At 58.3% G+C, this 12,486-nt stretch carries 9 protein-coding genes; 8 read left to right on the forward strand and 1 reads right to left on the reverse strand.

Annotated elements, in window-relative coordinates; translation table 11 throughout:
* The 3 genes from P1S46_03560 to P1S46_03570 all read left to right on the forward strand — a co-directional run bounded on the left by P1S46_03560 (window position 1) and on the right by P1S46_03570 (window position 3,949).
* Complete coding sequence (locus P1S46_03560) at window positions 1-1,404, forward strand: sigma-54 dependent transcriptional regulator (GenBank protein MDF1535564.1); 1,404 nt, start codon at window positions 1-3, stop codon at window positions 1,402-1,404.
* Between the two features lie 363 nt (window positions 1,405-1,767).
* The gene (locus P1S46_03565) at window positions 1,768-2,883 is read left to right on the forward strand and encodes an aminopeptidase (protein ID MDF1535565.1); all 1,116 of its coding nucleotides are present in this window, start codon (window positions 1,768-1,770) and stop codon (window positions 2,881-2,883) included.
* Window positions 2,884-2,998: 115 nt separating this feature from the next.
* Window positions 2,999-3,949: a hypothetical protein gene (locus P1S46_03570; protein ID MDF1535566.1), complete on the forward strand. Its 951-nt coding sequence runs from the start codon at window positions 2,999-3,001 to the stop codon at window positions 3,947-3,949.
* Between the two features lie 119 nt (window positions 3,950-4,068).
* Here the strand turns inward: P1S46_03570 and P1S46_03575 are convergent, their stop codons facing one another.
* A complete protein-coding gene (locus tag P1S46_03575) occupies window positions 4,069-4,581 on the reverse strand; it encodes a hypothetical protein (GenBank protein ID MDF1535567.1) in 513 nt (170 codons plus the stop codon).
* Window positions 4,582-4,911: 330 nt separating this feature from the next.
* On the opposite strand from P1S46_03575, the gene P1S46_03580 reads away from it, so the two are divergent.
* From P1S46_03580 to P1S46_03600, 5 genes are all read left to right on the forward strand, one after another.
* Window positions 4,912-5,535 carry a TetR/AcrR family transcriptional regulator gene (locus P1S46_03580; GenBank protein MDF1535568.1) on the forward strand — a complete coding sequence of 208 codons (624 nt, stop codon included), beginning with the start codon at window positions 4,912-4,914 and terminating at the stop codon, window positions 5,533-5,535.
* Between the two features lie 67 nt (window positions 5,536-5,602).
* Window positions 5,603-6,868, forward strand: coding sequence for a TolC family protein (locus P1S46_03585; protein MDF1535569.1), 1,266 nt, complete (start codon window positions 5,603-5,605; stop codon window positions 6,866-6,868).
* A 36-nt stretch (window positions 6,869-6,904) separates the two neighbouring features.
* Window positions 6,905-8,017 (forward strand): efflux RND transporter periplasmic adaptor subunit, encoded by a 1,113-nt coding sequence (locus P1S46_03590; protein ID MDF1535570.1) that lies wholly within the window; start codon window positions 6,905-6,907, stop codon window positions 8,015-8,017.
* 6 nt (window positions 8,018-8,023) lie between these two features.
* Entirely contained in the window at window positions 8,024-11,149 is a 3,126-nt protein-coding gene (locus tag P1S46_03595; protein MDF1535571.1) for an efflux RND transporter permease subunit, read from the forward strand.
* 117 nt (window positions 11,150-11,266) lie between these two features.
* Entirely contained in the window at window positions 11,267-12,172 is a 906-nt protein-coding gene (locus P1S46_03600) for a hypothetical protein (GenBank protein MDF1535572.1), read from the forward strand.
* Window positions 12,173-12,486: the final 314 nt, after the last annotated feature.

Consider the following 12,486-nt stretch of genomic DNA (forward strand, 5'->3'; position numbering starts at 1 on the left):
ATGGACAAGGACGCTGCGGGTGACAAAAGATCCTCGGAACTGGTCCTCATCGTCGATGACGAGCGGAGGGTCAGGGAGAGTGTCAGGTCGATCCTCCAGGACGAGGGTTACTCGGTCATCGAGGCGGCCGGCGGCCAGGAAGGGCTTGGCAAGGCGGCCGCTGACAAGCCGGATTGCGTTCTTCTGGACATCTGGATGCCCGGCATGGACGGTATCGAGGTGCTGACCTCACTCAAACAGGTCGATCCCGATCTCCCTGTCATCATCATGTCCGGACACGGGAACATCGAGACCGCCGTCAAGGCCTCCAAGCTGGGAGCCTATGATTTTCTGGAAAAGCCTCTCTCCATCGACAAGCTGATCCTGGTTCTGCGAAACGCCCTCAGCCAGCGCTCCCTCGTTGAGGAGAACCGGGCCCTGCGGGAAGGCCAGGTGACAGGGAGCGAGTTCATCGGGCATTCACCGACCGTTGCGTCTATCCTGGAACAGGTCAGGATCGTTGCTCCAACCCAGGCGTCAGTACTCATCACCGGGGAGAACGGCACGGGTAAGGAACTCCTGGCCAGGTCCATTCACAGCGGCTCCCGGAGGAGCAGCACAGCGTTCGTGGCCGTGAACTGCGCAGCCATACCGGACAACCTTATCGAGAGCGAGCTTTTCGGCCACGAGCGGGGCGCTTTCACCGGTGCGGTGTCCAGGAAAGTCGGCAAGTTCGATCTGGCCCACCAGGGGACCCTTTTCCTGGACGAGATCGGGGACATGAGCCTCGCGACCCAGGCCAAGATCCTGAGGGTACTCGAAGAGCGGGTATTCCAGAGGGTAGGAGGGAACCGGGATATCGCTGTTGATGTGAGGGTTGTCGCCGCCACCAACAAGGACCTGTCTGAGGAGATCGCAAGCGGTGCCTTCCGTGAGGACCTGTTCTTCCGCCTCAACGTCTTTCCCTTTCATCTCCCGCCCCTCAGGGAGCGCAGGGAGGATATCCTCCTGCTTCTCGACAGGTTTTTGGGCGAATATGGCCGGTTGTACGGAAAGCCGGACCTCACTTTCAGTCCAGAGGCCGAGGCGAGCCTCGTGGGTTACCAGTGGCCGGGCAACGTCCGGGAACTAAGGAACGTAGTGGAGAGGCTTGCCATCATCGCCCCTGACAAGATCATCGACAGGGAGCTCATCCCCCCAAGTGTCAGGGAAAGGCAGGAGGACGGCCCGGCCGGTCATGGGGATGATCCCGCGGCATCCGAGGCGGATTACAGGCTTGCCCGGGAACGGTTCGAGCGGAGTTTTTTCTCACGGCGCCTGGAGGAGAACGACTGGAACATCTCCCGGACCGCCGAGACCGTGGGGTTAGAGCGCAGCAACCTGCACCGGAAGATGAAACAGTTGGGGATCAAGAAACTTTCATAAGGTCTTGGAAAGTTTCTTGAAATTCCAGATTCCAGATTCCAAAAGGGGAGCGCGGTTCACGTAAAAGCGATAAAGGCTGCCTCACACAGCCTGTCCGCCATAGCTTTAGCGAAAGCGGAAGCTCGAAGAGCGAAGTCGGATGGATCCTGGATTCCTTTGAAATTTGAAAGTTGATGACTTCGCAAAAAGTCATCAATGTGCCCCGCGCGGGGCGCCCAAATCAATGACCGGTCCCGCAAGTCATTGATTTGTGAGGAAAGGGAAAACGACGCTTTTCCCTTTCCGTGGAGCAAAAAGTCCCGGATTGGACTTTTTGCGACCCTATCAAATTTGAAATTTGAAATTACCGACGAGAGGCCGTAAATGACCATTCAAAAGCAACCATCTATCCACGAAGCAGTAAAATCCCTTTTAACAGTGAATATGGGCCTCGAGGAGAACGAGAACCTCCTCCTCCTCGGCGACACGGCTGATAAGGCATGTCAGGACCTTGCCCGGGAAGTGGGTGAGACGGCACAGGCTCTGCACCCGGCCACAAGGACACTTATTTTCGATCCGGCCGGCGGGCACGGCCAGGAGCCTCCCGTTGAGGTCTGGGAAGCGGCGTTCGGGGCCGAAACAGTCCGTTCCCTGGAGGAAAACGGTCTTCTGTCAGCCATTATCGCCAAGGAGCGCGATGATAACACCCTGAAACAGGCGCTGCATGTTGTTGAAAAGGAAGGGGATAACGGCGCTGCTGTCATCGTGGCGCTGACCCACTTCTCCACCAGCCACACTACCTTCAGGAAACTGCTCAACGAGGCCCGCGGCGTGAGATACGCCAGCATGCCCCTTTTCGAGCGGGAGATGTTTTTCGGTTCCATGAACGTCGATTGGGCGTCACTGTCGGCATCGACAAGGTCTCTTGCAGGTGCGCTTGCAGGGGCGGACAGGTGCGAGGTCCGGGCACCCAACGGCACCGAGGTGGTTTTCACGGTTTCCGGCCGGCCTGTCATACCGGATGGGGGTATACTGACGTACAAAAGGGCTTTCGGGAACCTGCCGGCCGGGGAGGTCTTCATGGCCCCTGTGGAGGGAACCACGGAAGGTACCCTCGTCCTCGACTGGGGGCCCCTGGCCAGATTTGTCAAACCGCTCACGGTCCGGATAGAGGCTGGACGGGCTGTATCTGTTTCCGGTGAAGACGCCGGTGCGGTCGGTTGGCTCGAAAAGGCCCTTGACGCCCATCCTGCCAACGCCAATGTAGCTGAACTGGGCATAGGGACCAACCCCGGGGCTACGAGACCCGACAACGTCCTCGAATCTGAAAAGATCCTGGGAACCGTCCACGCGGCCTTCGGGGACAACCACACCTTCGGAGGCCGGACGGTGGCCCCGTTTCACCAGGATTTTGTGATCTTCGACGCCAGCCTGGTGGGGGTCTGGGAGAAGGGAGGAGGGAGGAGGGTGCTTTTGACTGAGGGGAGGCGGGGGTGGTAAGAATAGAGAGCTAAGGACTAAGTGCTATGAGCTAAGTAATGCATTGTTGATACTTTTTCTTAGTACCTAGTACCCCTAGTACCCAGCACCTGATACTGATTCCGGAGGGATCTCCATGAAAATTAAAAATCTCGAAGACGTTCTCCGGCAGCTTCCCATAAAAGGGGAAGTGGCCTTTGCAGGCGGGTTGCGCGGCAAGTTCACGGAGAAGGCCAAGAAACAGCAGCTGAAAGTACTGAGGGACTTTGTGGACGACCTTAAGCACGTCCTGGAGCCCGGGGAGGAGATCCTGCTGGCCAGCCGCGGGGCGTCCCCCTTCACCATGGTGGAGCAGCTGACCACGGGAGCCTGGATCTACCACATAAAGAGGTGCCTACTGGTCCTGACCGACAGGCGCCTTTTGCACTTTCCTGCCGATTACCGGTACAAACCCCGCATGGCAGCCGCCCAGGTCCGGTTCAACGACATTGATAGTTTCAAGGGCAAAAAGAGGATCACTTTCCGGTACAAGAACGGTACGAAGGAGGCGTTTTCCCAGGTCAGGCACGGCAAACGCCTGGTCGGGCTGCTCAAGGGCATGGTGGGGACCATATCCACCTCCACCCAGCATGGAGGCCGGCAGCACCTTTGTCCCCGCTGCGTGGCTCCCCTGGCCCGGGAGCGCTACACCTGCCCCCGCTGCCGGCTGGAGTTCAAGGAACCCGGCGCGGCCAGGCTGTACTCCATTTTCCTGCCCGGAGGAGGCTACTTTTATACACGCCACCCTTGGCTGGGGGTCGGAGACGCCATAACAGAGCTCACTCTCATGTTTTTCACTTTCGTTTTTCTCCTGGAATATTTCACGACTGAGGCATCATCCGTGGAAACCCTCTATCTCGGGCTGTTCTTCGGGGTGATCCTGGTTGTGGAAAAGCTCATCACCATCTACCACGCCAGGCACTTCATCAAGGAGTACATCCCCATGGAAAAACGGTTTAACCGGATACCCCAGACGGTGGAAGCTCGAACGCCCGTTGTCAGGGAGCAAAACGACCTTTACGAGGACGAAAAAGTCACGTTTAAGTGATGCTTGAAAGTTTTTGCTAATGCAAAACATTAAGCCGGCTGGAGATCTTTCCAGCCGGCTTTTTCTTTGTACTTGGACCTGGAACTTAGCGCTTATTGTTGAATGAGCAGAAAACCGTCTCATTCAACAATGATAGAGTCGCAAAAAGTCCAATCCGGTTCCATGAAAGTGGCCGCGTCGATCACATCAACGGCCGCGAAGTGGCGTCCCCGGCAGGGTCCTGCCGTGTACAGCCTGGTGTAAACCCCGTCTCCCGCCTCGAGATCACCGTTGGTCCCGTCGTCGGTTTCCCTTTCGAGACGTTCCAGGTCCCCCCTCCACCAGAAGCATGGAAGTTCGGCGGTTCCTGATTGGGCGGCGAGGGACTGGACCGGTGCCTGCCCGTCATAGACCTGCGCCTGAGCCGCGGCTGCCGCGTCCTCGTCCCCATCCGTTCCTGTTACCGATTCGACGAAGAAAGGTTCGGTTTCAACAGCCGCCAGGATCGCGGCCTGATCGGCCTCGGTCCCTCCTGTGATGGAAACCCCGCTGCCGGACCCGCAGCCGGCGAGGAAGGCCAGAAGGAGACCGGATACCGCCAAGACCAGGACTTCAACCCGGTAATTCCTGAAACAATGTGTCTTGTTATTCATGATCTTAAACCCTTGAATAAGTGAATTGTTCAGCGGGTTTGTTGATTGCAGACACGGGGGGAGGGGAAAGGTTTAAGGGTCGTTTCGCAAAGCAAAACTGCGGAGCCGATAGGGGGCGCGGGAGAGCCGAAGAGAGAAAGAGAGAGGGAAATGACAGAGGGGAGGGAAAATCCACGTACGTGCGTAGAGCGTGAATGCGTGGGAGTATAAATACGCACACACGGACTTACGGACAAAAGCGATTACGAGCCTTTCCCCCCCCTTGACAACCAAGCGAAGGCCAGTGTATTGACTGAGCGGTCAGTCAGTATGTTTGTAAGGGAGAAATCGATGTCAAAAAAAGAGAAGATCCTGGCCGCGGCGACGGAACTTTTTGCCCGCCAGGGCTTTAACGAAACAGCCACCTCGGAGATCGCGAAAAGCGCAGGGGTGGCACAGGGAACTGTTTTTCACCACTTCAAGAGCAAGGAGAACCTCCTCGTCGCCATATGTGACGAACTTGTCAAGGAATACATGACCGGAGTGAGGGATGCCGCGGCCGGACCCGGCACCGGGTGGGAGGCGCTTGAAAGGGTTCTGAACTTCAGCCAGAGCTTCAGGAAGGTGCGATATGGATCCATCGTCGTGGCTTTCCGCGAGACCAGGGTGCTTGATAAGGAGGACGAGGATCTTTATAAGTATTTCTGCGGCCTCATGGGACAGATCATCGAGATCAAATCGCAGTGCATCGAAAGGGGCATAGCCGATGGGAGTATCCGGAAGGTTCCCGCCGCCACTTCAGCCATGCTGATCCACATCCTCCTGAGCGGGATCGTTCACGTTCAGACCCAGGGTCTGCTGACCTTGCCTGACCTCGATTCCGAGGTCGTTGCGTTCTGCCGCAGGAGTCTGTGTCCCGAAACAATGCCTGAAAATATGCAGCTCAAAATTGTCGGAGGTAAAAAGGATGCTTGAAAGACCCGGGAATGGGGATCTCCCTTTACGGCCCTTACCGCTCTTGGCCGCGGTATTATTGATATCCTTGGCCGTATCAGCGTTTTTTACGGCCGAGTTATCCGCCTCCGACGTTACGGATCTGTCGCTCAGTGAAGCCTATGCGCTGATCCTTGATGCGAACCACGACATCAGGAGCGCCGAGGAGGGTGTTCAGCAGGGCATCCTCCTGAAAAAACAGGCTGTGACCGTCCTGTTCCCCAAACTGATTGCCCTGGCCGGGTACGGCTGGCAGTCCTTCAGCGACGGTACCGAGACGGACGGTTCCAACTGGGGGATCAGCCTGGATCAGACAATCTATAACGGGGGCCGTGTATGGGTGGCCAAGCGGGGTGCCGAGTACACCCTGCGGGCCGCCGAGCTGGGACTGGAATTCGCCAGGCAGAGCGTTCTCATGGACCTCGTTTTCCGGGCAAATCAGCTTCTGTCGGCGGAAGACCTCCTGCAGGTCAGCGAAAAGAGGGTTCAACGTGTCCGGGAGCAGCTTCGTATGGCCGAAGCGCGCCTGGAGGTTGGAGATGTGCCGCTCACCAGCGTGCTCGCCGCACGTGTCGCCCTTTCCGTGGCTGAAAGGGAACGGGTGGAGGCTGAAAAACAGCTCCAGCTGGCCAGGAGAAGGCTCGCAGACCTCATCGGTTCCGACGGGGTCCGGAGGGTTAAGGTGCCGGACGTGACCGGTTTTTCTCCCGAGACTCCCCTGGATGTTCTTCAACAGCGCGCCGGCGAGAACAGGGCCGACCTGAAGCAGACGATGGAGATGGTCAGGGTCGCCCAGCAGGAGGCGCGGATGGCCGGGAGGGCCGACGGCGTCAACGTGGACCTGGCCGGGTCGTACATGAACTACTCGGAAGATTCACTCTTCACACCCGAGACCCAGTTTTCCGTCACAGTGAACTGGCCGTTCTTCCAGGGCGGGCTCGTTGGTCTCCAGGAAAAGGCCGCCCTTTCCCAGGTCAGGCAGGCTGAGGAGAGTTACGGCAAGCAGGTCCAGGCGGTCAGGCTCCAGGTGGAAGAGGCGCTTTTAAACCTCAGGTCGCTCAGGGCACAGGAGGGCCTGGTCCGGAGCAACCTTGAGAATGCCTTAGAGAACCATCGGCTGGCCAGGGTTCAGTTCGAGCTGGGGGCAGCCGTGGGCCTGGACGTTCTGGACGCCGAGGAGAGCCTGGCCGAGGCCGAGAACCTGGCCGTCAACCACAAATACGAGACGAGGACGGCCCGAGCCGCGCTCCTTTACGTTACGGGTTCCCTCGATCGGGAAGCTTTCAGTGCAGGGAGCCTGTCGGAGAGCCCCTGACAGGCGCCAAAAGTCGATAAAGGGAGAGATCAACCGATGAAAAAACCTTCGATCAAGGCGATCACCACGCTCACCGTCATCCTGATCCTGGTCCTCGTTGTCGCGGCACGGTTTCTCATGGTACGGAAGATGGGTGAACAGGCCGCCGGGCAGGCGCCGACGGTCCAACCCGCGGCCGAGGTTGAAAAACTGCCCGTCAACATAGCGGTGGAGGTCCTCGCGACCATGACCGTGGAGGAGACGTTCTTCCTTCCGGGAACCCTCGAGGCCTGGGAAGATCTGACCCTGTCACTGGAGCAGTCCGGGACCATAAAGTGGATCGGGCCTTCCGAAGGGAGCCGCGTCAGAAGAGGGGAGGAGATCCTGCGGATCGATACAGAGGCCCTCGAAGCCCAGCTCTCCAGGAACCAGGTGGACCTCCAACTCAAGGAGAAGCAGCTCGGGAGGGTCAAGTCCCTCCTTTCGGAAAAGCTCGTAAGCGAAAAGGAATTCGACGAGGCCAACCACGAAGTCCAGACTGCGAGAACAGCCCTGGAGCAATCCTCCATCACCATCAGGAAGAGCACCCTGGTCAGTCCCATTGACGGCATCCTGGACAAACTGTTTGTGGACCGCGGGGAATACGGCAACCCTGGAACCCCCGCCGCGGTGGTCGTGAAGATCGACAAGCTCAAGGTGAACGTGGACGTTCCGGAAAAGAGTGTCTCTTCTGTCAAGCCCGGTCAGATGGTCAAGGTGTTTCCCGCCGAGGTCAACGGGAGCGGGATCGGCCGCATCGGCAAGATCATCCACGTCAGTTACATCGCGGATCAGGCCACGAGGACCTACCGGACGAGGATCCAGATCGACAACAGCGACGGTTTCCTCCGGCCGGGAATGATCGTCCGCGTCAGGTTCGTCCGCAGCGTAATAGCGGATGCACTCGTCGTCCCCCTGTACGCGGTCATCGACCGGGAAGGCGGAAAGTTCGTGTTTGTCGAAGAGGACGGGACGGCCGTCAGGCGGGAGGTTCGCCTGGGCCCCATCATCAACGGCAAGGTGGTCGTTTTCGGCGGAGTTCAGATAGGTGAACACCTCGTGGTCAAGGGACAGCAGATGCTCCTCGACGGCGGCCCGGTGACGATCATTGAAGCGGGAAAGGATGGGTAACCTGACATGCTCCTGACCAACGCGGCCATCTCCAGGCGCAGCATGGTTTTCTTCCTCATGATCGTTTTCTTCATTGTGGGACTGTTTTCCTACGTCACTTTGCCCCGCGAATCCAACCCCGACATCACCATCCCCATCATCCTCGTCCAGACCACCTACGAGGGGGCCGCCTCGGAAGATGTGGAAAACCTCATCACCATTCCGCTGGAGCGCAAGCTCAAGTCCCTCAAGGACATCAAGGAGATCAGCTCGGTGAGCGCCGAGGGCGTCTCCATGGTGATGGTGGAATACATGCCGGACGTTGATATCGACGACGCCATGCAGAAGGTCCGGGACAAGGTGGACCAGGCCAAAGGGGAACTCCCCGACGACCTGGAAAACGACCCGGCCATCATCGAGATCAACCTGTCGGAGTTTCCCATCATGAAGGTGGCCATCTCGGCCGACCTCGGTGAACATGTCCTCAAACAGATCGCCGAGGAGTTCGAGGACCGCTTCGAGGAGATCCCCGGGGTTCTCGAGGTGGACGTAACAGGGATCCGGGAGCGGGAGATCCGGGTGGAGTTCGACCCGGACCGGATGGCGGCCTACAAGCTCAGCTTCACGGAGATCCTCTCCCTGGTCCGGAGGGAAAACGTCAACGTTCCCGGGGGGAGCATCGACCTGGGGCGCGGGAAGTATATGCTCAGGGTGCCCGGCGAGTTCACCGATCCGTCGGAGATCGACAACCTGGTCCTCGTGGTCCGGGATGGGCGCCCCATCTACCTCAAGGACGTGGCCTCCATCCGGGACACCTTCGAGGATGTCGTCAACTATTCCCGTCTGAACGGGCGGTCCAGCGTCACCTTGTCCATCAAGAAGAGGAGCGGGGAGAACATCATCGAGGTGTCCGACAGGGTGTTCGCGCTTTTAGAAGCGGCAAAACCGCTCCTGCCCAACGGTGTCCAGTACACGGTGACCCTCAACGAGTCCAAGGATATCAAGAGGATGGTGCAGGAGCTGGAGAACAACATCCTCACAGCCCTGGTCCTGATCCTGACGGTCCTGTTCCTTTTTCTTGGAGTGCGCAGCGCCCTCCTTGTGGCCCTGGCCATCCCCTTCAGCTTTTTCATCTCGTTCATTGTTCTCCAGGCCATGGGGATCACCCTCAACATGGTTGTGCTTTTCTCCCTCATCCTGGCCCTTGGGATGCTGATGGATAACGCCATCGTTATCGTGGAGAACATTTACCGTCATCTCGAGGAAGGAAAGGACCGCGTCGAAGCGGCGAAGATCGCCGCCGCTGAAGTTGGCTGGCCCGTGATCGCTTCCACCGTGACCACCCTTTGCGCCTTCGGCCCCCTGCTGTTCTGGCCCGACATCATGGGCGAGTTCATGAGCTTCCTTCCGAGGACCCTCATCATCGTCCTTTCCGCCTCACTCTTTGTGGCCCTGGTCATCAACCCGGTGGTGGCTTCCGCTACCCTTAAAGCCGGCGGAAAACGGCGCGACAAGAACAGGGACAGAACCTTGGTCATAAGGGGGTACAGAGTCCTCCTCCGGGTCGCCCTGAACCACCGGGTGGCCGTCGCCGCGATCGCCATCTTCATGCTCCTGGGCACTGTGGCAGCCTATATCCTGTCCGGTCCGGAGGTTGAGCTTTTTCCTGAAACCGACCCTAACCGCGCATTGGTACACATAGAAGCCCCCCAGGGGACCAACCTGGAGACAACCAACGGTCTGGCACTCGAGGTTGAGTCGATCATCTGCTGCGAGGATGACCTCATGTATGTTACCGGGGAGGTGGGTGTCGGTTCGGACTGGGGTGAAGGCGCCGACGCCCGGAAAGCAACCGTTTCGGTGGAGTTCGTGGAAAGGGAAGAGCGTCTGGAAAGTTCCGCGGTAGTGGTGGACCAGATACGGGAGATGCTCCTGCCTGTCACCGGCGCCGATATCAAGGTGGAAAAAGAGAGGATGGGGCCGCCCGTTGGGGCCCCCGTGGAGATCGAGTTCATCGGGGCCGACGTGGAGGTTCTTTCCGGACTTGTGGAAAGGGCGAAGGGCCTCATCGCCGAAATCCCTGGGCTGGTGGACGTAAAGGACGATCTGTCCCGGGCCAAACCGGAGATCGCCTTTCACATAGACCGGGAGAAGGCGACCATCCTGGGTCTTTCCACCATCGAGATCTCCAACACCATCAAGGCCGCTGTGAACGGGTGGAAGATCGGTGACTACCGTGAAGGGGAGGACGAGTACGGCATCATCGCCAGACTTCCGGAGAAGAACCGGCAGACCATCAACCAGATCGAGAGCCTGCTCATCCCCACCGTTATGGGAGATCCGGTACCGTTGTCTTCGGTGGTTACCCTGGAGATGCGCTCCGGGTACGGTTCCATAAGGCACCTGGACCAGAAGCGCCTCATCCGGATCACGGCTAATACGGCAGGCCGAAGCTCCATCGAGGTCCTCCGGGATGTCCAGGCCCGGCTGGGGGAAATGGAGCTTCCGGCGGGTTACTCCATCGACTATGCAGGGGACCAGGAGGAGCAGCAGAACGCATCCGCGTTCCTGAGCAAGGCTTTTGTCGCTGCGATATTCCTCATCTTCCTGGTGCTCCTCACCCAGTTCAACTCGTTTGGCCAGTCCCTGATCGTCATCTCCTCGGTGGTCCTGTCCCTCATGGGAGTATTTTGGGGTCTCATGATCACCGGGATGCCCTTCGGGATCATCATGACCGGCATCGGGGTGATCTCTCTTGCGGGTGTTGTAGTGAACAACGCCATCGTCCTCATCGACTACATCAACCTGCTCAGAAAAGACGGCATGGAGCTACCTGATGCCCTGGTGACGGCAGGGACGGTGCGGTTTCGGCCGGTCATGCTCACCGCCATCACGACTATTCTGGGCCTGACCCCCATGGCCATCGGCCTCAGCTTCGACTTCAGGACCTTTGACCTCCAGGTCGGCGGCGAGACGGCGCAGTGGTGGGGCCCCATGGCGGTTGCGGTGATCTTCGGGCTGGCCGTGGCCACACTACTGACCCTGGTGGTGGTGCCGGTGTTATACTCGATCAGTGAGACAGCCTCCTTAAAGGGGGCTGTGACAGCTATCTCAGGGAAATTCAGGAAAAAAGAAGAGGTGGTGGAGGGTTAATAGCTCCCTTTAAAGAGGCTGAGAACGAAGAACAAAGTACGAAGAACGAAGGATAAGCTCTATCTTCGCGCTTCGCTCTTTGCGCTTCGCACTGGAAAGCTGATATCATCGACCCTGATGAAGCTGCCCCAAATCACAATTGCCGTATTCCTCATTCTTTCCCTCTCGGGATTATCTCTTTCTCAGCCGGTCGAGGTCGATGATACCCAGCTTTCCATCGACTTCACCAACAACGAGTCCCGCAGCGTCTCGGTCAGACTGGGTTCGGCCGACGGCATCACCGCCGACATGAACTTCGCTGTTCTCGATTCCATGAACCGTCAGATCGCTCTGTTCTTCCCCCGCGAGATCCTCGGTGATCGGTTCTGGTCCGGTCCCCTGGACAGGGCCGATTACGCCAGGGTCCGTGCCGGCGACCGGGTGATCGCCCTCGCCATGACATCGGAGCAGGCTGGGCAGCTGCGTTCCGAGTTCGCGGTCCGGCTGGATGCCCTGAAAGCCGAGAGACGGCAAAGGCGCATCGAAAAGCTCAAGGAAGACGTTCTTTCACTGAAGGATGTGATCAACGACCGGGACGTGGATGACGTGGCCCTGAAGAAAGACCTGGATTCCCTCCAGACGCGCCTCAAAAAGGAAAAGGATATCGTGAAACGGGACGTGGATGAGATCCAGGAACAGGTCATCACTCTTCGTGACGAGCGCACGGAACTCATGGAGGAGCGCGCCGGTCTGCTGGACCGAAGGGATACCCTGAGACGCAGGAGCGATCCCTCTCAGGACCGGGTAAACGACCTGAACGAGAAGATCGCCGACCTTGACCGTGAGATCGGTCAGCTCAATAACGAGATGGATAACTTCAGGGAGGAGATCCGGGAACTGCGTGAGAATACCCTGGATCTGGAGGAGGAGGTCCGCGTGATCAGCTCCGAGCGATCCGAGCTTGCCGCTGAGAGGAAGGAACTGGTGCTGGAACTGGGGGAACTGGAGGAGGAGCTGGAGAAGCTGAAAAGATCAGGACACTGAACTTTTCAGCTTCGTATTCCAAATTTGATATTCCAAAAGATTCAAAGCTGGAACGCAGAGGGCCGCCAGGTGGCGCCATATTTCAGGCGCCGCCGCAAAGGGCCGCAGTTTAACCATCAAGCAGATGTTAGGTCTGAATAATTGCGGTATTCTGCGGGTCGCGCGGCCTACCAGAGAGCCGCCTCTGCGAAACTCTGCGATAAGGCTTTTTAGCTTTCAGCGGTGGCATTTCAAACACGTTTCACGGGTGACATTCCACAATCCGTTCTCCCTCGCCAATTCCGGATCCTTCATGACCCGCATGCTCTTGTACT

This window comes from bacterium (genome assembly GCA_029210545.1).
Lineage (GTDB): Bacteria > BMS3Abin14 > BMS3Abin14 > BMS3Abin14 > BMS3Abin14 > JARGFV01.